Genomic DNA, 20581 nt, shown 5'->3' on the forward strand with positions numbered 1-20581 from the left:
CGGCATTTCGTTGCTGGGATCTTTGGCTCATAATTGACTCCTTTCCCGCTTTCCATAAGGACAGACCGACGTGGTCAAGCCGTTGCCTCGCCTGAGGCTACAGGGGTTCAACAACCTCACCAAGGCGCTGAGCTTCAACATCTACGACGTCTGTTATGCGCGTACCGAAGAAGAGCGTCAGCGCTACATCGAGTATATCGATGAGCAGTACGACGCCGATCGCCTGACGCAGATCCTGACCGATGTGGCCGAGATCATCGGTGCCAACATCCTCAATATCGCACGCCAGGACTACGATCCGCAGGGCGCATCGGTGACGATCCTGATCTCCGAAGAGCCGGTGATCGACAAGAAGCAGGCCGGCAAGGAGTTGATCTCCGATGCCGTGGTTGCTCATATGGACAAGAGCCATATCACGGTCCATACATATCCGGAAACGCATCCGCAGGAAGGCATCGCCACCTTCCGCGCCGACATCGACGTCGCCACGTGCGGGGTCATCTCGCCGTTGAAGGCGCTGAACTACCTGATCGAGAGTCTGGAATCAGACATCGTGATCATGGACTACCGCGTACGCGGCTTCACGCGCGACGTGAAGGGCAAAAAGCATTACATCGATCACAAGATCAACTCGATCCAGCACTTCCTGGCCAAGAACGTGAAGTCGCGTTATGAGATGTTCGACGTGAACGTCTATCAGGAAAACATCTTCCACACCAAGATGCACCTGAAAGACTTCGATCTGGATCAGTACCTGTTCGAAGAGCGTGCAAAGAACCTTTCGTTCAAGGAGCGCATGAAGATCGAAACGCTGCTCAAGCGCGAGATCGAAGAGCTGTTCCACGGGCGTAACCTGAGCGAGTAAGCGCAGCGAACGACCGATGCGCGCCTGTTTGCAGGTGCGCAACCGAATCAAGGCGGGACGGCCCGCCACGCGATGACCTCGCGTTCCACAGCCGACGGCGGCCCAGTGTGCACACACTGGGTCGCTTTTTTTTTGTCCGTTTTTCCTGTGAGGAGTACTGCAATGCCTTGGATCTATCTCGTTCTGGCCGGCGTGTTCGAAATCGGCTTCGCCATGGGGCTCAAGTACAGCGATGGCTTCACCCGACTGTGGCCAACCGTGCTGACCATTGGCTTGGCCGGCATCAGCCTGTGGTTCCTGACCCAGGCCCTGAAGACCATTCCGGTAGGCACCGGCTACGCGATCTGGACCGGCATCGGCGCGCTGGGCGTGACCATCGCCGGCATCGCACTGTTCGGCGACAGCGCTTCATGGTCACGGCTGGCCTGCATCGGGCTGATCGTCGCCGGCGTGATCGGGTTGAAGTTGGTCAGTTAGTCAGCCCGCTGCACGGGCCGGCGCCCCACTTTCGACAATCCCGACCCCGGCTAGAGCCGGTAGGCCACCGTCTTCATCAGCTTGGACGCCAGCGCCATGGCGGTGGGGATGGGGGGCGGCAGCAGGCGTGCGCCGGCCTGCTCGGCCTGATCGGCGTGGCGGGCTTCGTCGATCTTCATCACGCGCAGGATTGCGCGGCTGCGCTGGTCGGTCGCGGGCAGGGTTTCCAGGTGCTCGTCCAGGTGGGCTTCCACCTGGCGTTCGGTCTCGACCACGAAGCCCAGGCTCCAGTCGTCCCCGCGTAGCCCGGCCAGCGCGCCGAGTGCGTAGCTGCCGGCATACCAGAGCGGATTGAACAGGCTGGGGCGGCTGTTCAGCTCGTGCAGGCGATCGGCACACCAGGACAGGTGGTCGGTTTCTTCCTGCGCGGCTTCCAGCAGATGGTGCTGGGTATGTGCGTCGCGGGCGACCGCGGCCTGCCCGAAATACAGGCCTTGGGCGCAGACTTCGCCGACGTGGTTGATGCGCATCAGGCCGGCGGCATGGCGGCGCTGGTCGGGTGACAAGGCGGCCTCCGGGGTGTCGGCGGCGGGATTGGGGCGCTCGGCAGGCGGGTTGCCGAAGACGGTCTCCAGCGCGCGCTGGGCTTCGACCAGCAGCCGGTCGAGCGGACTTTGCAGTCGGGTAGGGGAGGTCTGGGTCATGCAGAGATTCTGGCCCCCGGCCGACTCGCTGCCAACCGTCCGCCACTCGTTGCGGGGGGGCAGCTTGCGCCGCGGTGGGCTGGCGCGTACAATCCCGCCTCTTCTGTTTCGCCTTCACAACGCGTGGCAAAGTTCCAGTGGTCTTCGGCCGCTGCAATCCGCCCGACCACTCAAGAGTTTTCTCATGACTACGTTCACCGCCAAGTCCGAGACCGTCCAGCGCGATTGGTATCTCGTCGACGCCGCCGGCAAGACGCTCGGCCGTCTGTCCACCGAACTGGCCCGCCGCCTGCGCGGCAAGCACAAGCCGGTTTATACCCCTCACGTCGATACCGGCGATTACCTTGTGGTGATCAACGCCGAGAAGATCGTCGTCACGGGCAACAAGCTGAAAGACAAGAAGTATCACCGCTTCACCGGCTACATCGGTAACCTGAAGACCGAGAGCCTGGAGCAGGCGCTGCAGCGCCACCCGGAGCGCGTGATCGAAATCGCCGTCAAGGGCATGCTGCCGAAGGGCCCCCTGGGCCGCACCATGTACCGCAAGCTCAAGGTCTATTCGGGTGCCGAGCATCCGCACGCCGCCCAGCAGCCGCAAGTTCTGGATATCTAATCATGGCTATCACGCAAAACTACGGCACTGGCCGCCGCAAGTCCTCCACCGCTCGCGTGTTCCTGCGCAAGGGCACCGGCAAGATCACCGTCAACGACCGTCCGCTGGACGAGTTCTTCGGCCGTGAGACGGCGCGCATGATCGTGCGTCAGCCGCTCGAGCTCACCAAGAACACCGAGAGCTTCGACATCCTGGTCACCGCCTCCGGCGGCGGCACCACCGGCCAGGCCGGTGCGATCCGTCTGGGCATCGCCCGTGCGCTGGTCGAGTACGACGAAACCCTGAAGTCCGAGCTGCGCAAGGCCGGCTTCATGACCCGCGACGCCCGTGAAGTCGAGCGTAAGAAGGTCGGTCTGCACAAGGCACGTCGCGCGACCCAGTTCTCCAAGCGCTGATCCATCGCGTTTGCTGCGCCCCGGTTCCCCGGGGCCGCTGCTTCAAAAGCCCGGCATTGCCGGGCTTTTGTCGTTTTGGGCGATCCCTATGCGCATGCCCGCGTAGGGCAATGGCAAGGTAAGGGCTTGCCCCAATCGATTGGCGTGGCACGGCAGTAGTCGCGGGCAGGGAGGCGAAGCGGCATGGCGCGCATGCGTCGGTCGGTGCGGCCGTGCGTCCGGAGGGCCAGACGGCAGCGCGGCGCTGCTTCGTGTGTAATGCGCCGATGGCGGTTTCGGTTGCCTGACGGTCGTCCCGTATGAGCGCGATCAGCTCGGGCGACGTCGTAGTGGCTGTCCCGGTATCGGTTGGGTGGAGGTGGCTGCGCTGTCGGGCGCGTTGCTCTGCGAACGGCCGAGCCGGGTCATGGCGGCAACAAAAAAGGCCCGATCTTTCGATCGGACCTTTTGTGCCTGGCTGCCCCGGATGGATTCGAACCACCGAATGCCTGAGTCAGAGTCAGGTGCCTTACCGCTTGGCGACGGGGCAATAAAAACGTGTTGTCCCAGAGTATCGCATGCCTGGGCAGGCCTGGATACCTTGGTGGCTATGGGTGGACTCGAACCACCGACCCCAGCATTATGAGTGCTGTGCTCTAACCGGCTGAGCTACATAGCCTAGGGAGCCGGCAATTCTTACGAAGCATCCGGGCGTTGTCAAGCATTTCGTTTTCAGCTTGTGAGCCGGGCGTCGCCGTGGCAGAGTCGGTGACAGTAGATTTTCAGGAGTCCGCATCGTGATCGATCCGGACGGCTTCCGGCCAAACGTCGGTATTGTGCTGATGCGCAAGGACGGTCAGGTGTTCTGGGCACGACGTGTGCGCAGGGACGGCTGGCAGTTCCCGCAAGGCGGCATGAATACCGACGAGACGCCCGTCGAAGCCATGTACCGCGAGTTACGCGAAGAAACCGGGTTGTTGCCTGAGCATGTGGAACTGCTCGGCGCCACGCCCGGCTGGCTACGCTATCGCCTGCCGAGCCGGGCGGTGCGCCGCAACGAGCGGCAGGTCTGCATCGGGCAGAAGCAGGTGTGGTTCCTGCTGCAGTTCACCGGCGACGAATCCCATCTCAAGCTCGACCATACCGACACGCCGGAGTTCGACCACTGGCGCTGGGTGGATTTCTGGTACCCGGTCGAGCACGTGGTGATGTTCAAGCGCGGGGTCTATGCGCGTGCGCTGCGCCATCTGGCGCCGCTCGCGCAGAATCTGGCGGGGCCGGCAGCGGTCGGGGTCATGCCGGAGCGTGCGCTGGAGGCATGGTTGCCGGGCAGCAGTGCGGCCGGTCACGACAGCCCGCGCAAACGCCCACGCAAGCGGGGCGGGCCTCGCCAAGTGCGGATTAATAATGATTAACGTTTGGAATTGACACCTATTCTCGTTTGCGGTGCAATCGGTGCCGGTCCTCTCCGGATCGCAAGCACCCGACCGATACCGTGTACGTCTGCATCTGTAATGGGGTCACCGACCACCAGATCCGCGAAGCGGCCGACAACGGCTGCGCCAGCCTGGCCGAGCTAACCATGCGAACCGGCTGCGGCTCCAACTGCGGTTCTTGCCTGGACATGGCAGCCGACCTGCTGCACCAGGCGCACGCAACACGTGCGCTGCCGCTACCGCTGGTGGGGCTGGCAAGCGCTGCCTGAGGGAACCTGCTGTGCGGCGGTCGGTCGTGGCGGCGTCTCCTGGCCCGCCGTGGATCGCCCCACTGCATAGCCGCGCTATCGGGTGGCTACGTTCGGACTTCTGCCCAGGCCAGAGACGAGGTCGCTGGACTCCATCGTGGTGCTGTGTCATTGACTCTAGAGTGGTGCGGTTGCGCTTGCGTTGATCGCAGCTCGCGCATCGGCAAGTGCTTCGCTGCGGTCGTTGCCATGACTGCCGGGGGCAGCCCGCTCGCCCCTAGAGATGGCCTCGTTGGTCTTGGCGGGCATCACGCAACTGATCACGATTCGCGTTCCTTCATGCCTTGCGCCAACGCGTTAAAGTGCGGCCGGCTCACTGTCTCGGAGACATCGCATGAAGGGCGATACCAAGGTCATCGAGTACCTCAACAAGGTGCTCTACAACGAACTCACTGCGATCAACCAGTACTTTCTGCACGCCAAGATGCTGAAGAACTGGGGCCTGAAGGAACTGGCCGAGCATGAGTACAAGGAATCCATCGATGAAATGAAGCATGCGGACAAGCTGTCCGACCGCATCCTGTTTCTCGAGGGACTGCCGAATTTCCAGGCGTTGGGCAAGCTGCGCATCGGCGAAAACCCGACCGAGATGTTTCGCTGCGACCTGACGCTGGAGCGCGAGGCGGTGGTCGTGCTGCGCGAAGCCGTCGCGTATGCGGAGACCGTCGGTGATTACGTGAGCCGCCAGCTGCTGGTGGATATCCTGGAGTCCGAAGAAGAGCACATCGATTGGCTGGAAACCCAGCTTGATCTGGTGGCGCGCATCGGCGAGCCGAACTACCTGCTGACCAAGCTGGATGACTGAGCGCCCGGTGGGCGCAGGTTGTTGAGTTGGTGATGGGCAGTTGGGCCGGGTAAGAGCGGTTGGCTGCTGGTCGTTGTTTCGCTTCGGGCGTCTGGCTTCGCGCCTGAATTGCATGCTTCGCGCGTAGCTGCACCTCATGCATCTTCCGGTGGGGAATGGACTTGGTGCACCCCTGTCGTGTGATGCGTTCTTTGTTGTTCGGTGCGTCGTCGCGATGGTTACGCAGGCGGGAATGCGCGTCGGCGCCTGAGTGTTTGTCACTTGATGCTGTTGGCAGTGGTTCGCGTTGCGTGTTGGTGCAAAGCTCGGTGCGTGCATAGTGATGGGTGTGAATTGCGGGTGGCTTTGCCCCGTACCCTCACCCCAACCCCTCTCCCGGCGGGAGAGGGGCTTAGTCATGCGCCAGCTTCTGGCAACATCTGACTGACGTCAGACGTCAGACGTCAGACGTCAGACGTCAGACGTCTGACATCCCGAATCCCGCATCCCGCATCCCGAATCCCGAATCCCGAATCCCGAATCCCGAATCCCGAATCCCGTAAAGATGGCGATCGTCAGCCGGCTGCGCGGGTTGCGGCCTGCAGGCGGGCGACCTGGCCCAGCAGGGCGAGGCGGGCGCGGGCGTATTCGGCGATGACCAGGGCGACCATGACCGAGGGCCGTTCGATGGTGCCGGTACGCGCGGCCAGTTCGATGCGGCGTGCGGCGTTGGACACGGCCAGGGCGCCGACGTTGGCACTGGACGACTTGAGGGTGTGGGCCAGGTCGCGCAGCTGCATGCTGTCGCGGTTGGCGGCCGCAGCTTCCAGCTGTTCGATGATGCCCGGGGCGTCGTCCAGGAACAGCTGCAGGATGGTGATGGTGTCGGCGCCCGCCACTTCGTAGAGCTCGTCGATGACGCTGCTGTCCAGGATCGGCAGCGCGCGGGCCTGGGCGCCGGCGCTGGCGCTTTCGGGATCGGCCGGCGCTGCACCGCTGGTGGGGCCCGGGAGCAACGGCTGACGGGGCAGCCAGCGCTGCAGGCAGGCATCGAGCTGCTCGCGGGCGACCGGCTTGGAGAGGTAGTCGTCCATGCCGGCAGCCAGGCAGCGTTCGCGGTCGCCGGCCATGGCGTTGGCGGTCATCGCCACGATCGGGATCGGGCGGCCGCCGCTTTCGGTTTCCATTGCACGCCAGCGGCGGGTGGCGGCATAGCCGTCCAGTACCGGCATCTGGCAGTCCATGAACACCATGTCGTAACGGGTCGATTCCATGCGGCTCAGTGCCGCTTCGCCGTCGGTGGCGGTGTCGGCCTCGAAGCCCAGAACCGCCAGCAGCTTCTGCGCCACCAGCAGGTTCACCGGGTTGTCCTCGACCAGCAGGATGCGCACCTCGCGCGCATTGGCCATGGGCGGCGCCAGCGGCTCGGGAATCATCGCCGACGTCAGTGCAGGTGCGTGGACGGGCTTGGGCTCCGGTGGCAGCACCAGCGTGCGCAGCAGTTCGTCCGGGCTCTGCCGCGGGACCAGGCTGGCGTTGTCCTGCAGTTCGGCGGGCACCGGCTCGTCGCCGTAGAGCCAGATCAGCTGCGAGCCGCTGCTGTCCTCCGCGCGGGCCAGCGCGCGATGCACGGCGCGCGCGCTGTAGCGCAGGGTGTCGTGGTCGGCAATGACGCAGCGGAAGCCTTCGCCGTCGCTGTGGCGGCGCACGCGTTCGAGCGCGTCCTGGGTGGTTTCCATCAGCACATGCGACACACCCCAGCTGTCGAGCAGGCGCTTGAGCCGCTGCGTCAGGCGCGCATCGGAGCTGATCACCATGACCCGCGCGGTATCGGCGCCAGTGGCCTGCTGCAGGTCGCCGATGACCTTGAGCAAGGGAATCTCGAACCAGAACGTGGCGCCGCGCCCGGGCTCGGATTCCACGCCGATGCGGCCGCCCATCAGGTCGATGATGCGCTTGCAGATGGCCAGCCCCAGCCCGGTGCCGCCGTACAGGCGGGTGGTGGAGGCGTCGGCCTGGGCGAAGGAGCGGAACAGGCGCGCCTGCTGGTCCGGGGCGATGCCGATGCCGGTGTCGCGCACCTGGAAGCGCAACAGATGCTGGGCGCGGGTTTCGCCCAGGCGGCGCAGCTGGATATCGATGCTGCCACGCTCGGTGAACTTGATCGCATTGCCGATCAGGTTGCCCAGCACCTGGCGCAGGCGGATCGGGTCGCCGCGTACCAGCAGGCGCACCGATGGCTCGATGTCCAGCCCCAGGCGCAGCTGGCGGCTTTCGGCGGTGCGCTGCAGCAGCTGCACGACGCCGTCGAGCAGCTCGCGCAGGTTGAATGTGGTGATTTCCAGCTCGAGTTTGTTGGCTTCGAGCTTGGAGTAATCGAGGATGTCGTCGACGATGCGCAGCAACTGCAGCGAGCTGCCGGTGGCGGTCTGCAGCATGTCGCGTTGGTCCAGGCTGAGCTGGCCACTGGAGATGAGCTCCAGCATCGGAATGATGCCGTTGAGCGGGGTGCGGATTTCGTGGCTCATGGTGGCCAGGAACTCGCCCTTGGCCAGCGCAGCGGCTTCGGCTGCCTGCTTGGCGCGGAGCAGTTCCTGCTCGAGTTCGCCGTGGCGTTGCAGTTCCTGCTGCAGCCGCTCGCGCGCGAGGTCGGCTTCTTCCAGGCGCTGCGCCAGCAGTTGCTGCAGGCGGACGCTGCGATAGGCCGCCACGGCCGCGCAGCCGGCAAACACCACGGCCAGCGCGGCAGCGGCGGCGGTCAGCGCGCGCCACGGGCCCGGGACGGCACTCCATTGCAGGCCTGCGCCCAGTGCTGCGGCGAGTGCGGCGACTGCAACCAAGATGCTCCAGCCACGAAGGCGTCCTGCCTGTGCCGTCACTCAGAGCACCGCGTTCGTGAAGTCGAAGTCCAGTTCCTTGCCGACGGTCTGCACCAGGTTGCCCTGGATGAAATCCACGCCGCTCATCCACATGGCGGCCGCTGCCTGCGGGTCTTCGATGCGTTGGCCGATGATCAGCAGGCCGCGCTGGTGGGCGATGTCGATGACGCCGCGCAACTGGTCGCGCACCGTGGCATTGCCATGCGCATCGGCAAAGCGATTGGCCATGCGCACGAAGCTCAGCGGCAACTGGCTCAGCAGCGCATTGGCTTCGTCGCCGGGCTCGAACTGGCTCAGGCAGAACTGCACGCCGGCGGGCATCAACCTGGCGCAGAACTGCTGCACGGTGACGGCGTGGATCAAGGCATCGTCCAGGCGCAGGTCCACGATCAGCGATTGCCCGGCCACGCCACGTTCCACCAGCGCCTTGAGCAACCAGTCGGCAAACGCGTCGCGCGCCAGCGTGCGCGGGGATTGCGACACGAACAGGCGCAGCGGCGGGCTGGCGTGCTGGTACAGGTGCAGCAGGCCCAGCGCGTGGTCCATGACCTGCTGGTCCAGATCGGCGATGCGCCCGGCCGCTTCGGCGGCAGGAATCACCTGGCCGGCCGACAGCAGCGTGCCGTCGGCCTGGCGCAGCCGCAGCAGCACCTGGTACTGCGCGGTGTCGCCGCCGGCCACGGCCACGATCGGCTGATAGGCCAGCTCGAGCTGGCCTTCGACCAGGCGCAGTTGCTCCTGCTGTTCGGCCTGGCTGGGGGCCAGATAGGTCTGCACGCCGTTGCTGCGCAGGCGCGCCTGCAGGGCGGTGCGTTCCACTGCTTCCAGCGCGCTGCCGGTATCGTCGAAGCCCAGGCTCAACGCTGCCGCGCCGATGGCGCAGCGCACGTGCACGGATTCTTCTTCGCGCACCGGGAAGCCGTTGGCAGAAAGCCGCTCGCGGATCTCCAGCGCGCGCTGCTCCAGGCCGGCTTCGTCCATGTCCACGGCCAGCAACAGGAAGCTGTTGTCGTTCAGACGCGCCAGCGGGTACGGCTGGGCGGCGGTGGCCAGACGATGGCCGGCCTGGGTCATCAGGCGCTCGTAGGCGGCATAGCCATAACGCTCGCGCAGACCGAGCGCACTGGCGATTTCGATGAAGAACAGCCCGCCGGACTGCTTGCGCTCCAGCGCATCGGCAAGCAGCTGCATCACGTGGCCACGCGTGGGCAAACCGGTTTCCGGGTTGCTGCGCACGCTGACCTGTTCGCCGGCCTGCTGCAGCGCCTGTTGGCGTGCGCGACGGATGCGGTTGGACACCGCGGCGATCAGGTGGCGCGGGCGGATCGGCTTGGTCAGGAAGTCGTCGGCGCCGCTGTCGAGCACTTCGAACTGACGCTCCGGGTCCGGGTCGCCGGTGAGAAAGACGATCGGCAGCAGGTGCTGGCCGGGTTGCTGGCGGATCAGGGTGGTCAGACGGATGCCGTCCAGCTCGGGCATGTGCAGATCCATCAGGATCAGATCCGGGTGATAGTCCTGGATCGCCTGCGGCACGCTGGCAGCGGTCATTTCCACCTGCGCATGCATGCCGGCGCCATGCAGCACGCTCTGTGCGAACAAGGCCTGCGAACGGTCGTCTTCGACGATCAGCACCCGATACGGCGCGTCGGCAGCGATGGTGTCGCTGCCGTCAAGGCTGGCGCCAGCCATCGCCGCGGTGGGTGACGACGCTGCTGCAACGGGCGAGTGGCCGGCCTGGCTCACCGCCCGCACTGGCGCGACCATTGGCGTTGGGCCTGGGGCGGCAGCGAGGATGGGTGCGGGAATGATGGCGGCGCTCACCGGCGCGGCAGCGTCGGATGCGCCGGCGGCCTCATCGGCCCAGCGGCGCCAGTAGTCGGCCGGCGGTGTCTCGGCGCGCAGCGGGCGATTACGCGTGGCGGTGTCGTCACGGGTGGTGAAAGGAACCGGATCTCGGGCGGCCATCGATACTCCCTGCAGTCGCGATGATTATGCGATGAACTTCACGATAGCGGGGAGCGGCGTGGAGCCGGCGTGCTGGCAGCGCGCATCGGCGCCACCAGCCGGCGCATGCCACGCCACAACAGTCGCCACACCCACCACACCACCAGCGCGGCCAACACGCTGGAGCCCACCGCAACACCCAGTGCCAGCCACGGGTGCGCCAGGGCCAGCGCCAGGGCGGTGGTGGCGATGGTGTCTTCGGCCAGCGAGGCGACCCAGTTGCTGGCCGGCTCAGGCGAGGTATTGAGCAGGGCGCGGGTGCCGGCCTTGAGCGTGTGGCTGGTCAGCGCCACGCCGGCACCGGCCGCCAGGGCGCCGGCGCCCAGATCGCCGTCCGGCGACAGCGTGGCGGCGGCCAGGAATGCACCGGCCGGCACGCGCGCCAGGGTCTGCAGCAGATCCCAGCCCGAGTCCACGCCCGGGATCTTGTCGGCGAAGAATTCGGCCACCGCCAAGGCGCCGGAGGTGCCCAGTACCCACCACGACTGCGCCGGATGCAGGGCGGGCGGCAGCTCGATCCAGCCGAGCAGCCCGGCCAGGCCGACGCCGAACACGGTGAGGTAGACGCGGATGCCGGCCAGCCAGGCCAGCAGGATGCCGATCACGAACAGATGGGCTTCGCTCATGGCGTTGCTTCCTGCGGACAATGCGGAACTATCGGATAACGGCCGTTCCAGCGCCAGCGCGACGGTCGACAAGGCTCTGGCACACTACGCCGCCGACCACAGCGCCGGCCCGTCCGGACCCGATGCCCATGAGACCAGCCGCACGCGTTCAGATCGTCCACCGGGAGTCGGGCGGTGGCCGTGCGACCGGCCGCTGGCTGTGGATCGTGCTGGCCCTGGTCTGGCTGGCGTCGTTGGCCGGGGTGTGGTGGATGGCCACACGCACCGCGGCACCGCGCCTGGTCCAGGCCGAGGCGGCACTGCAGCAGGCCCAGCGCAGCCAGGCCCAGCAGCGGCGCACCATCGAGCAATTGCAGCAGCGCCAGGTCAACCTGGCGATGTCGGACAAGATCAGCCGGGCCGCCAATACCGAAGTGCAGGCCTCGCTGGCCGAGCGCGACGAGCAGATTGCCGCGCTGCGCGCCGATGTGGCGTTCTACGAGCGGCTGGTGGGCTCCACGGCGCAGCGCAAGGGGCTCAACGCGCATTCGGTGCAGTTCACCGCCGAAGCCGGCGGTACCTGGAATTACAGCGTGGTGCTGACCCAGAACCTCAACCGCGGCGCGATCAGCCAGGGCCAGCTGCGCTTTGCGGTGGAAGGCGTGCGCGCCGGCAAGCTGGTGACGGTGAGCTGGAACGAGTTGCACCAGACGCCTGATGCCGCCGGCCAGCCTTACTCGTTCCGCTATTTTCAGCAGCTCGATGGCAGCGTCATCCTGCCGAAGGATTTCACCCCGCAACGTGTCAAAATCTCCCTGAGCGGCGATGGGGCGCCGGTCACTCAGACATTCGACTGGAAAGTCGCCGGCAATGGCGCGGGGGAGTAGCTCATGTTCGGAAACAAATCCAACCGTGGTGCGCAGACCGTGGTCGACACCTTGATCGGCCCGCAGGTGGTGATCCGCGGCGATGTGCTGTTCAGCGGTGGCCTGTACGTGGAGGGCCGTATCCTGGGCAAGGTGATCGCCGAGGACGGCGCCAGCGCCACCTTGACGGTGGCCGATCAGGGCAGCATCGAGGGCGAGGTGCGCGCACCGGTGGTGATCATCAACGGCCAGCTGACCGGCGATGTGCATGCGGCCGAGCGGGTCGAACTGGCTGCCAATGCGCGCGTGCAGGGCAATGTGCATTACCAGGTGGTGGAAATGAGCGCCGGTGCGCAGCTCACCGGGCGCCTGATCCATGCCGCCGCCGCCGTGGGCGTGACCGCCGCATTGCCGGCACCGGACCCGAGCCGCGCCGAGCCGGCCAAGACCTTGCAGGCCGAAACCGCCGAGGCCTGAGCCGGTGGGCGGCTGAAGCGCGGCGCGCTGGCTGTCGGGAGCGGCTTGAAGTAAGGCCGCCCGACCCCCATGCTGGGGCCATGAGTACGCTCGTTTCGCTTCCCACCGCCGCCCCGGCGCCGGACTACCAGTCCATCGACCGGCCGCTGAACTTTTCCGGAGCCGCCGCCGCCAAGGTGCGCGAGCTGATCCAGGAAGAAGGCAATGCCGACCTGGCCTTGCGCGTGTATATCGAAGGCGGCGGGTGTTCCGGCTTCCAGTACGGGTTCGAGTTCGACGAGAACCGTGCCGAAGACGATCTGGCCGTGGCGACCGATGGCGTGACGCTGCTGGTCGATCCGCTGAGCCTGCAGTACCTGATGGGCGCCGAGGTGGACTACACCGAAAGCCTGACCGGGGCGCAGTTCGTGATCCGCAACCCGAATGCCAAGACCACCTGCGGGTGCGGTAGCAGCTTCAGCGTCTGACGCCGGCTGGCCGGAAACGTCCGCTGCAAGGACGGTGCACGATACGTCGGGGCACCGCCATGGACCTGCGGCGCCGGAGTGGCCAGATGCGCCATGCGGGTTCGTCTGTACCGAGTCACACGCTGGCATGAACCATCCTTCGATCTGCCGATGGCTCACGCTTTGGCTGTAGCGCACACGTCATGGCGATGAGGCCGCGCACCTGCTGCGCGGACCTGCAGCCTGGTGCGGTGGTCACCGTCTGAACGCGCGCCGCGAGATGGCCGGCGACCGTGCGCTGCATGGTTGCGGGTGTCGCCGATTATCGGCAGGCTTGCGCCGATGTCAGAGTCCACTTTTCCGTTGTCCAGTTTTGCCTTCAGCCAAGCGCCGCTCGACCGCGGCGATGCGCTGCGTGACGATCCTGCCGCACTGGCGCAGCTGTGGCCGCAGGGCCGCGTGCTGTTGATCGATGCCAAGGGCACTGCCCTGGCCGATGCACAGGGGCAGCCGCTGGTGCTGCAGGGCGCGGCGCTTGCCGATGGTCCGGAGGCGGCGATCTTCCTGGGCCTGCGCGGGGAGGAGGGCTGGTTCTGCCTGTCGGCCGATCCGCTCGACCTGAAGGCGCCGCAGCGGGTGGATCTGCGCCAGGCGGCGGCCGAGTGGCCGGCGGAGATCGCCACCGCAGTGGCGTATGCGCGGGCGATGCTGCATTGGCAGGCGCGCACGCGTTTTTGCGGTGTGTGCGGCGGGGCGATCGTGTTCCGCCGCGCCGGCTTCATCGCACACTGCACGCAGTGCCAGACCGAGCACTATCCACGCGTGGACCCGGCGATCATCGTGGCGGTCAGCGACGGTGCGCGCCTGCTGCTGGGCCGCCAGGCCAGCTGGGCGCCGCGCCGCTATTCGGTGATCGCCGGCTTCGTCGAGCCGGGCGAATCGCTGGAGCAGACCGTGGCGCGCGAGGTGCATGAAGAAACCCGCGTGCGGATCCGGCACTGCAGTTATCAGGGTGCGCAGCCCTGGCCGTTTCCCGGCGCGCTGATGCTGGGCTTCAGCGCCCATGCCGACGCCAGCGAAGTGCCGCAGGTGACCGGCGAACTGGAGGATGCACGCTGGGTCGGCCATGCCGAGATCGGCGCCGCGCTGGCCGGGCAGGGCGGCGAGGAGGGCATCGGCCTGCCGCCGGCCATCTCGATCGCCCGTGCGCTGATCGAGCACTGGTATCGCACCCATGGTTGAGTGCATCGGCGGCGCGCGCACGCGTCGGGTGGGCAGCGCAGCCCATGGGTGCCTGGCACAGGTGGATGGTACGTGGCCGACCGGCCCATTGCGCGGCGGTTGCGCCCGCTCGGCTAGACTCGGCTGAGGAGGGACACCCATGTTCACGACCCTGGTTGCCGTTGTCGTCGCACTCACGCTGGGCCATCTGGTGCCGGCGCAGGTCGCCAGGTTGCGACGGTTCGACTGGTTCGGCCATTGGCTACGCCGGTTGGACAGCCATGCCGCCGGCCGCGGCGCCTGGCAGGGCCGCTATGGCGTACTGCTGGCGCTGCTGCCTGCGTTGTGTGTAGTCCTGCTGCTGCAATGGCTGCTGGACGATGTGTGGCACGGCTTTCTGTCGCTGGTGTTCGGTGTGGCGGTGCTGGCCTGGACCTGGGGCCCGCGCGATCTGGATCGCGATGTGGAAGCGGTGATCGATGCCGACGAGCCCGGTGCGCGGCGCGAGGCCATTTCGCACCTGCAGGCGGCCGGCGGCAGCGTGCACGAAGAGGTGCCCTCGCTGGTGGAGGCGGTGGTGATCAACGGACTGCGTCGCTGGTTTGCGGTGCTGCTGTGGTTTCTGCTGCTGGGGCCATTCGGCGCGCTGCTGTACCGGCTGACCGCACTGGCGGTGGAAAGCCCGCTGTCGGTGTTGCTGCCGCCACGCAATCTGGCTGGCGCGCGCTGGCTGCTGGCGGCGCTGGAATGGCCGGTGGCGCAGTTGATCGCCGTGTCGATGGCATTGGTAGGCAACTTCGACACCGTGTTTCGCGCATGGCGCGAGGCGCATGGCAATCGCTGGACGTTGGAGCCGCATTTTCTTGGTGCGGTGGCGCGTGCCAGCGTGAGCGCCGAGCTGCGCGAGGAAGCGCACGACTACACCGATTCGGGCCTGGTACCGGTATGGCGCCGCCTGCCGGAAGTGCGCGATGCGATGAGCCTGGTGTGGCGCGTGCTGCTGCTGTGGATGGTGGTGCTGGCGTTGCTGGTGATTGCCGGGTGGGTGCGGTAACGCCGTGCCCGATGAGAGGCAGTCAGTCAGCCGCGCCATTCGTGGAAAGCGCAAGGGCATCGCCATCGACGCCCACGAAGAGCCGGCTTCCATTCGAACCCGATGACGACTTGCCAGGCGGTGACGTCTGGCAGTCTTCCTGGCTAATCGTTCGATAGCGTGCCTGGATTCTTGCCCCGGGACCGCGGGGTTGATTCTGACGACCTAACCCGGCGCCAGCAGCGTGAACGGGTACCACGGCAAATTGCGGGCGATCCAGTAGGTGGGCAACGCCCATAACCAGAACTTCGGTTCGGACATCACGGCCACCACCGGTGCGAACCAGCGCGCGCGCCAGCCGGCTTTCCAGGCGATCAGGCCGGGCAGGGTGAACAGGCCGAGCACGGCGGCCGGATTCATTGCGAAGGCGCCGGGGAGATCGAAATGCACCAGCGCATGGAGTGCGCGGGTCATGCCGCAACCGGGGCAGTAGCAGCCGGTGACGGCGCGGAACACGCAGGGCGGGAACGGGCTGTTGCTCGCGTTCGGGTCGAAGCGATACAGCAGCGACACGCCAAAGGCGGCCACGCTGGTGGCCGCCCCCAGTCCAAGCCAATGGCGTGGACGCAGCTGCATTACTGCATGTGCTGCAACTGCTGCATGTAGTCCATGTAGCCCTGCATGCCGCCGGTGGCGACCATGCCGATGTTGATCAGCAGGCCGATCGCAGCCAGCACGCTGGTCACGATGCACCAGGTCTTGGCGGTGTTGGAGGCGCGACGCGCGCCGTCGATGTCGCCCTGGTTGAGCAGGCCGTTGACCTTGCTGGAAAACACGATCGCCACGATGCCGGAGATCAGGGCCGGGCAGCACAGGCAGAAGCCGAGCACGGTGGACACGATCGCCCAGATCAGGTGATTGGGCACCGGGCCGGGTGCGGCGCTGGATGAGGGATGGATCGGCGGTGGGATGGCACTCATGGTGAAGCTCCTTGGGTGGTAAACAACAGCGAACTGATGGGTGAGTGGGGTGACTTATCCGGCGACGACTGCATCGGCATGCCCACCGCCGCCGGCACGACGGCCAGCCGCTGGAATGAGCGACGCCCGCCGATCACGGCAGACGCCTCAGGCGCGATGATGTTGAGCACAACGACTTCCCCCGGTGCGGCCTGTCGCGCTCGCTTGGCGAACGCGGCGGCAAAGCGTGCAGTGGCGCACAGGCTACTCGCGGTGCGCGACAGACGCAAAGCCTGCGCCCGCCAGACTCAGGCGCGGTCCTCACGCAATGCGCGCACCTGCTGTTCGAGCGATGCGGCGCTGGCCTGATCGCCGGCCACGGCGGGGCCGGCTACCACGTCGATCCGGGCGCGCATCCGGCGCGGCACGCGCATGCGGCCCAGGCGGGTGTCGCGGCGGCTCCACATGCTCGACCACATGCCGCGCAGCGCCAGCGCAATCACCGGCACGTTGCGGCGCGCCAGGATTTTTTCGACGCCGGATTTGAACGGGGCGATCTCGCCGTCCTTGGTCAACGCGCCTTCCGGGAAGATGCACACCAGTTCGCCATCGGCCAATGCGGCATCGATGCGGTCGAAGGCCTGCTGCATCAACGCAGGGTCTTCGCGTGCGCCGGCGATCGGGATGGCCTTGGCGGTGCGGAAGATCCAGCGCATCACCGGGATGCGGAAGATCTTGTAGTACATGACAAAGCGCACCGGGCGCGGAATCACCGCCGACAGGATCAGCGCGTCCATGTAGCTGACGTGGTTGCACACCAGCAACGCGGCGCCGTCGTCGGGCACGTGCGCGTCGATGTCGCGCGCACGCAGGCGGTACAGCACGCTCACCAGCACCCAGCTGAGGAAGCGCATCAGGAACTCAGGCACCAGGGTGAAGATCCACAGCGCCACCAGCGTATTGGCGATGGCCAGCGCCAGGAACACCTGCGGAATGCTCAGGCCGGGCAACGGAAGACGCACCCCGAACAGCACCACCTGCGGCAGCTGCAATGCGATACCGATGACGGCCGCGGCCACGATGAACAACGAGTTCTGGATGTTGAGCCCGGCGATCACGCGCGAGAGTTCGGCCTTGGGCGTGCGGCTCTGGATCAGCGCGAACAACGGCACCACGAACAGACCGGTGAACAGGCCGATGCCGACCAGATCGACGATCAAGCGCACGCTGCCGGCCTGCTGCACGAACTGGCCGATCGACAGCTCGCTCACCGGCGCCGCGCCGGGACGGGCGAAGTACAGGTCCAGCAGGAACGCGCTGATGCCGAACGCGCCCAGCGGCACCAGACCGATCTCCACGGTGCGCCCGGACAGCCGTTCGCACAGCAGCGAACCGACGCCGGTGCCGATCGAAAACAACGCCAGCGCGAACACGTACAGGTCCTGCTGGCCGCCCAGATTGAGCTGCGCGTAGGTGGGCAACTGCGCGGTGAGCACGGTGCCGACGAACCAGAACCACGACACGCCCAGCACCGAGTTGCGCACCGCCGGCGTGCGCCGGGTCAGGCGCATGATGGCGCGCGATTCGGGAATGGGGTTCCAGTTGATGGTCAGCTCGGGCGCGCCGGCATCGACCCTGGGCACCAGCCGCGCCACCAGGTTGCCGGTGACCGCGATTGCGATCACCGCGGTGGCCGCCGCCTCCGGGCCATGGCTGCCGGCAATCTGGAAGATCAGCCCGCCGAAGATCATGCCGCACAGGATCGAGATGGAGGTGCCCATCTCGACCAGGCCATTGCCGCCGGTGAGTTCCTCGGGTTTGAGCACCGAGGGCAGGATCGAATATTTCACCGGCCCGAACAGGGTGGACTGCAGGCCGGTGCAGAACAGCGCAATCAGCAGGATCACCATGTTCTCGGTGATGAAGCCCACCGCGGCCAGCGACATGATGGCGATTTCCATCGTGGTGGTGATCACGATGAGCTTCTGTTTTTCCAGTTTTTCGGCGATCTGGCCGGCCAGCGCGGAGAACAGGAAGTACGGCAGGATGAACAGTGCCGGCGCCAGATTGGTGTAGAGCGTGCGCTGCGCGGCATCGATGCCGAGATAGAACAACAGCCCGATGATGGCCTGCCGGTAGACGTTGTCGTTGAACGCGCCCAGCGCCTGGACAGCGAAGAACGGCAAGAAGCGGCGCTGCCTGAGCAGGGCGAACTGACTGTGACCGGACATGCAGTTTCCTTTGCGAACGCGCGCAGCCTAGCAGGCTTCCACGGCGCGCTGGTGGATGCCGCCTCGCTCAGCGCGCTGCACGTGCTGCTGGCGTGCGGGGCGCGCGTTGGGCGCGCAGCAAGGCGACGAAGGCGCGCGCAGCCGGGGTGGGGTCGGGCCGCCACACGGCGTAGGTGAGAAAGCGGAAACGCTCCTTGAGCGCGACCGTGACCACACCGCGCATGGCGCCGGCCATGGTGTGCGGCACGATGCCCACACCCAGGTTGGCGGCGACCAGTTCGCGCACCAGGTCGGCATGGGTGACCTCGTACTGCTGGCGCTGCCGCAGGCCGGCCTGCGCGAAGGCGGCATCGATGATGCCGCGCACGCCTGCACCGGGAATCAGCCCGGCCATCGGTTCGTCGTCGAGCTCGGCCAGCGCCACCCGTTTGCGCGCGGCAAAGCGGTGGCCGGGGGCCACGATCAAGGCCAGCGCCTCCTCATGCAGCAGCAGGCGCTGCGCCGGCACCGCGACCTGCGGGCCAACGCCGACCAGGGCCACATCCAGTCGGCCTTCGCCCAGATCGAGCAGCAAGGCCTCGCTCATGGCAGTGCGCAGGTGCACGTCCACCCGCGCGTGCGCACTGCGGAACTGATGCAGCAACGCCGGCAGCTGCACGGTGGTGAGCGAGGAAATCTGCCCCAGCGTGAGCCGCCCGCGCACCGTGCCCAGCGCCTGGGCCATTTCCTCGTGCAGGCGCTCGGCCGCGCGCAGGGTTTCGCGGGCGTTGTGCAGAAAGACCTCGCCAGCGGCGGTGGGCCGCACCCGGCGGCTACCGCGTTCGAACAGGCGTGCGCCCAAGGTCTCTTCGATCTTGGCGACCTGGTGGCTGAGCGCCGATTGCACGGTGTTGCAGCGGCGCGCGGCCGCGGTGAAGCCGCCTTCTTCGGCCACGGCGACGGCAAATTCCAGTTGGCGCAAGGTCAGCATGCAATCTCGAAACGCGATGGACACGGTGAAAACAATACATTGGAAAGATGCATCGCCGCTGCCCACACTGCGCCCATCCTTTCACCAGGCACATGCCATGACCCCCGAGCCGACGTCCCATCCGCCCTTGCCGCGCCGTCTGGTGCTACTGATGGCCGCCGCCACCGGTCTGGCGGTGGCGAGCAACTACTACGCCCAGCCCTTGCTGGAAACACTGGCGCAGGCGTTCGGAATCCAGGTGCGCAGCGCCGGTGCGGTGGTGACCGCCGCGCAGCTGGCCTACGCGGCCGGCTTGCTGTTGCTGGTGCCGCTGGGCGACCGGCTGGAGCGGCGCAGCCTGGTCGTGGGCCTGTTCGTGCTGAGCGCGCTGGGCCTGCTGGTGAGCGCCAGTTCGCACAGTTTTGCGATGTTGCTGGTGGGCACGATCGTGACCGGCGCCAGCTCGGTGGCGGCGCAGATCCTGGTGCCGTTCGCTGCCACGTTGGCGGCGCCCAACGAGCGCGGCCGGGTGATCGGTACGGTGATGAGCGGGCTGCTGCTGGGCATCCTGCTGGCGCGTACCGCGGCCGGCGTGCTGGCCGGTATGGGCGGCTGGCATACGGTGTACTGGATCGCGTCCGGGTTGCTACTGGTCACCGCCTGGCTGCTGTGGCGTGGGCTGCCGCGGCATCCCGGCAATGCGCAATTGTCCTATCCGAAGCTGGTGGGCTCGGTGCTGACGCTGCTGCGCGACGATGCGGTGCTGCGCTCGCGTTCGGTGCTGGGCGGGTTGATCTTTGCCGGCTTCAGCATGTTCTGGACCACGCTGGCGTTTCTGTTGTCCGGGCCGAGCTATGGCTATGGCACCGTGGTGATCGGGCTGTTCGGCCTGATCGGTGCGGCCGGTGCGCTGGCGGCCAATCGCTCCGGGCATTGGTCCGATCACGGCCATGGCGACCGCGTGAGCTGGGGCGGGCTGGTGATGTTGCTGCTGTCATGGGGCTTGCTGGCGTTGGCGCCGCAGTCGATCGCGCTGCTGATCGTGGGCGTGCTATTGCTGGATATCGCGGTGCAGGGCGTGCATATCGCCAACCAGAGCGTGATTTATCAGCGCAACCCCACCGCGCGTAATCGCATCACCTCGGCCTACATCACCTGCTATTTCATTGGCGGTGCGGTGGGCTCGACCCTGGGCACGGCCGCGTATGCGCAGGCCGGCTGGATGGGGGTGGTGATCGGTGGCGCGGTGCTTGCTGCAGCGGCGCTGGGTTGGGTGGGGCTGAGCGTGGCGCGCAGGCAGTGGAAGTAGGCGTGGCTGATGAGGCGACGACGTGGCGATTGCACGAATGG

21 protein-coding genes and 2 tRNA genes are annotated in these 20581 nt (G+C 66.6%); 13 read left to right on the forward strand and 10 right to left on the reverse strand.

Annotation, left to right across the window (positions count from 1 at the left end):
- The first annotated feature begins 70 nt into the window (after positions 1-70).
- Both speD and ACCQ10_RS02715 read left to right on the forward strand, forming a co-directional pair.
- A complete protein-coding gene (gene speD, locus ACCQ10_RS02710) occupies positions 71-865 on the forward strand; it encodes an adenosylmethionine decarboxylase (protein ID WP_005990692.1) in 795 nt (264 codons plus the stop codon).
- A 162-nt stretch (positions 866-1027) separates the two neighbouring features.
- On the forward strand, positions 1028-1342 hold the full coding sequence (locus tag ACCQ10_RS02715) for a DMT family transporter (protein ID WP_166743688.1): 315 nt from the start codon (positions 1028-1030) through the stop codon (positions 1340-1342).
- Positions 1343-1392: 50 nt separating this feature from the next.
- On the opposite strand, the gene coq7 is transcribed toward ACCQ10_RS02715, so the two are convergent.
- Complete coding sequence (gene coq7 / locus ACCQ10_RS02720) at positions 1393-2046, reverse strand: 2-polyprenyl-3-methyl-6-methoxy-1,4-benzoquinone monooxygenase (protein WP_372362135.1); 654 nt, start codon at positions 2044-2046, stop codon at positions 1393-1395.
- A 184-nt stretch (positions 2047-2230) separates the two neighbouring features.
- On the opposite strand from coq7, the gene rplM reads away from it, so the two are divergent.
- Positions 2231-2659, forward strand: a complete 429-nt coding sequence (gene rplM / locus ACCQ10_RS02725; RefSeq protein ID WP_003483082.1) for a 50S ribosomal protein L13 — start codon at positions 2231-2233, stop codon at positions 2657-2659.
- A gap of 2 nt (positions 2660-2661) precedes the next feature.
- Positions 2662-3054, forward strand: coding sequence for a 30S ribosomal protein S9 (rpsI, locus tag ACCQ10_RS02730; protein WP_005990700.1), 393 nt, complete (start codon positions 2662-2664; stop codon positions 3052-3054).
- A 454-nt stretch (positions 3055-3508) separates the two neighbouring features.
- Here rpsI and ACCQ10_RS02735 read toward each other — a convergent pair.
- A tRNA-Gln gene (locus tag ACCQ10_RS02735) sits at positions 3509-3583 on the reverse strand.
- A 52-nt stretch (positions 3584-3635) separates the two neighbouring features.
- Positions 3636-3712 (reverse strand) — tRNA-Met (locus tag ACCQ10_RS02740).
- 118 nt (positions 3713-3830) lie between these two features.
- Here ACCQ10_RS02740 and ACCQ10_RS02745 point away from each other — a divergent pair.
- The 3 genes from ACCQ10_RS02745 (at position 3831) to bfr (ending at position 5582) form a co-directional block, all read left to right on the forward strand.
- On the forward strand, positions 3831-4448 hold the full coding sequence (locus ACCQ10_RS02745; RefSeq protein ID WP_047693410.1) for an RNA pyrophosphohydrolase: 618 nt from the start codon (positions 3831-3833) through the stop codon (positions 4446-4448).
- 80 nt (positions 4449-4528) lie between these two features.
- Complete coding sequence (locus ACCQ10_RS02750) at positions 4529-4738, forward strand: (2Fe-2S)-binding protein (RefSeq protein ID WP_039408037.1); 210 nt, start codon at positions 4529-4531, stop codon at positions 4736-4738.
- A gap of 373 nt (positions 4739-5111) precedes the next feature.
- Positions 5112-5582 carry a bacterioferritin gene (bfr, locus tag ACCQ10_RS02755; RefSeq protein ID WP_039408039.1) on the forward strand — a complete coding sequence of 157 codons (471 nt, stop codon included), beginning with the start codon at positions 5112-5114 and terminating at the stop codon, positions 5580-5582.
- 554 nt (positions 5583-6136) lie between these two features.
- On the opposite strand, the gene ACCQ10_RS02760 is transcribed toward bfr, so the two are convergent.
- The 3 genes from ACCQ10_RS02760 to ACCQ10_RS02770 are packed head-to-tail and all read right to left on the reverse strand — an operon-like array spanning position 6137 to position 11070.
- The gene (locus ACCQ10_RS02760) at positions 6137-8401 is read right to left on the reverse strand and encodes an ATP-binding protein (protein WP_372362136.1); all 2265 of its coding nucleotides are present in this window, start codon (positions 8399-8401) and stop codon (positions 6137-6139) included.
- Between the two features lie 39 nt (positions 8402-8440).
- Entirely contained in the window at positions 8441-10405 is a 1965-nt protein-coding gene (locus ACCQ10_RS02765; protein WP_372362137.1) for an EAL domain-containing protein, read from the reverse strand.
- Positions 10406-10443: 38 nt separating this feature from the next.
- Positions 10444-11070 (reverse strand): DUF4126 domain-containing protein, encoded by a 627-nt coding sequence (locus ACCQ10_RS02770; RefSeq protein ID WP_372362138.1) that lies wholly within the window; start codon positions 11068-11070, stop codon positions 10444-10446.
- Positions 11071-11198: 128 nt separating this feature from the next.
- On the opposite strand from ACCQ10_RS02770, the gene ACCQ10_RS02775 reads away from it, so the two are divergent.
- The 5 genes from ACCQ10_RS02775 (at position 11199) to ACCQ10_RS02795 (ending at position 15113) form a co-directional block, all read left to right on the forward strand.
- The gene (locus ACCQ10_RS02775) at positions 11199-11936 is read left to right on the forward strand and encodes a DUF6776 family protein (RefSeq protein ID WP_047693404.1); all 738 of its coding nucleotides are present in this window, start codon (positions 11199-11201) and stop codon (positions 11934-11936) included.
- Between the two features lie 3 nt (positions 11937-11939).
- Positions 11940-12392 (forward strand): bactofilin family protein, encoded by a 453-nt coding sequence (locus ACCQ10_RS02780; RefSeq protein WP_372362139.1) that lies wholly within the window; start codon positions 11940-11942, stop codon positions 12390-12392.
- An 80-nt stretch (positions 12393-12472) separates the two neighbouring features.
- Positions 12473-12859 (forward strand): iron-sulfur cluster insertion protein ErpA, encoded by a 387-nt coding sequence (gene erpA / locus ACCQ10_RS02785; RefSeq protein WP_039408059.1) that lies wholly within the window; start codon positions 12473-12475, stop codon positions 12857-12859.
- Between the two features lie 321 nt (positions 12860-13180).
- A complete protein-coding gene (gene nudC, locus ACCQ10_RS02790; protein ID WP_372362140.1) occupies positions 13181-14080 on the forward strand; it encodes an NAD(+) diphosphatase in 900 nt (299 codons plus the stop codon).
- Positions 14081-14219: 139 nt separating this feature from the next.
- Complete coding sequence (locus ACCQ10_RS02795; protein WP_372362141.1) at positions 14220-15113, forward strand: cobalamin biosynthesis protein; 894 nt, start codon at positions 14220-14222, stop codon at positions 15111-15113.
- Positions 15114-15317: 204 nt separating this feature from the next.
- Here the strand turns inward: ACCQ10_RS02795 and ACCQ10_RS02800 are convergent, their stop codons facing one another.
- The 4 genes from ACCQ10_RS02800 to ACCQ10_RS02815 all read right to left on the reverse strand — a co-directional run bounded on the left by ACCQ10_RS02800 (position 15318) and on the right by ACCQ10_RS02815 (position 19252).
- A complete protein-coding gene (locus tag ACCQ10_RS02800) occupies positions 15318-15728 on the reverse strand; it encodes a DUF2752 domain-containing protein (RefSeq protein WP_372362142.1) in 411 nt (136 codons plus the stop codon).
- Complete coding sequence (locus tag ACCQ10_RS02805; RefSeq protein ID WP_039408067.1) at positions 15728-16072, reverse strand: CD225/dispanin family protein; 345 nt, start codon at positions 16070-16072, stop codon at positions 15728-15730. The genes ACCQ10_RS02800 and ACCQ10_RS02805 overlap by 1 nt, the downstream gene beginning before the upstream one ends.
- Positions 16073-16359: 287 nt before the next feature.
- The gene (locus ACCQ10_RS02810; RefSeq protein WP_372362143.1) at positions 16360-18282 is read right to left on the reverse strand and encodes an MFS transporter; all 1923 of its coding nucleotides are present in this window, start codon (positions 18280-18282) and stop codon (positions 16360-16362) included.
- Between the two features lie 67 nt (positions 18283-18349).
- Positions 18350-19252, reverse strand: coding sequence for a LysR family transcriptional regulator (locus ACCQ10_RS02815; protein ID WP_372362144.1), 903 nt, complete (start codon positions 19250-19252; stop codon positions 18350-18352).
- 97 nt (positions 19253-19349) lie between these two features.
- On the opposite strand from ACCQ10_RS02815, the gene ACCQ10_RS02820 reads away from it, so the two are divergent.
- Positions 19350-20540 (forward strand): MFS transporter, encoded by a 1191-nt coding sequence (locus tag ACCQ10_RS02820; RefSeq protein ID WP_372362145.1) that lies wholly within the window; start codon positions 19350-19352, stop codon positions 20538-20540.
- Positions 20541-20581: the final 41 nt, after the last annotated feature.

It is taken from the genome of Xanthomonas sp. NCPPB 1325, assembly GCF_041477645.2.
In the GTDB taxonomy this organism is placed as follows: Bacteria; Pseudomonadota; Gammaproteobacteria; order Xanthomonadales; family Xanthomonadaceae; genus Xanthomonas; species Xanthomonas cannabis.

What these genes read in the sequence shown, in the direction of transcription:
- ACCQ10_RS02715 (WP_166743688.1), top strand. Translation starts at nt 1,028, where the DNA reads ATGCCTTGGATCTATCTCGTTCTGGCCGGCGTGTTCGAAATCGGCTTC.
- coq7 (WP_372362135.1), bottom strand. Translation starts at nt 2,046, where the DNA reads ATGACCCAGACCTCCCCTACCCGACTGCAAAGTCCGCTCGACCGGCTG.
- rplM (WP_003483082.1), top strand. Translation starts at nt 2,231, where the DNA reads ATGACTACGTTCACCGCCAAGTCCGAGACCGTCCAGCGCGATTGGTAT.
- rpsI (WP_005990700.1), top strand. Translation starts at nt 2,662, where the DNA reads ATGGCTATCACGCAAAACTACGGCACTGGCCGCCGCAAGTCCTCCACC.
- bfr (WP_039408039.1), top strand. Translation starts at nt 5,112, where the DNA reads ATGAAGGGCGATACCAAGGTCATCGAGTACCTCAACAAGGTGCTCTAC.
- ACCQ10_RS02765 (WP_372362137.1), bottom strand. Translation starts at nt 10,405, where the DNA reads ATGGCCGCCCGAGATCCGGTTCCTTTCACCACCCGTGACGACACCGCC.
- ACCQ10_RS02770 (WP_372362138.1), bottom strand. Translation starts at nt 11,070, where the DNA reads ATGAGCGAAGCCCATCTGTTCGTGATCGGCATCCTGCTGGCCTGGCTG.
- ACCQ10_RS02775 (WP_047693404.1), top strand. Translation starts at nt 11,199, where the DNA reads ATGAGACCAGCCGCACGCGTTCAGATCGTCCACCGGGAGTCGGGCGGT.
- ACCQ10_RS02780 (WP_372362139.1), top strand. Translation starts at nt 11,940, where the DNA reads ATGTTCGGAAACAAATCCAACCGTGGTGCGCAGACCGTGGTCGACACC.
- erpA (WP_039408059.1), top strand. Translation starts at nt 12,473, where the DNA reads ATGAGTACGCTCGTTTCGCTTCCCACCGCCGCCCCGGCGCCGGACTAC.
- nudC (WP_372362140.1), top strand. Translation starts at nt 13,181, where the DNA reads ATGTCAGAGTCCACTTTTCCGTTGTCCAGTTTTGCCTTCAGCCAAGCG.
- ACCQ10_RS02795 (WP_372362141.1), top strand. Translation starts at nt 14,220, where the DNA reads ATGTTCACGACCCTGGTTGCCGTTGTCGTCGCACTCACGCTGGGCCAT.
- ACCQ10_RS02800 (WP_372362142.1), bottom strand. Translation starts at nt 15,728, where the DNA reads ATGCAGCTGCGTCCACGCCATTGGCTTGGACTGGGGGCGGCCACCAGC.
- ACCQ10_RS02805 (WP_039408067.1), bottom strand. Translation starts at nt 16,072, where the DNA reads ATGAGTGCCATCCCACCGCCGATCCATCCCTCATCCAGCGCCGCACCC.
- ACCQ10_RS02810 (WP_372362143.1), bottom strand. Translation starts at nt 18,282, where the DNA reads ATGTCCGGTCACAGTCAGTTCGCCCTGCTCAGGCAGCGCCGCTTCTTG.
- ACCQ10_RS02815 (WP_372362144.1), bottom strand. Translation starts at nt 19,252, where the DNA reads ATGCTGACCTTGCGCCAACTGGAATTTGCCGTCGCCGTGGCCGAAGAA.
- ACCQ10_RS02820 (WP_372362145.1), top strand. Translation starts at nt 19,350, where the DNA reads ATGACCCCCGAGCCGACGTCCCATCCGCCCTTGCCGCGCCGTCTGGTG.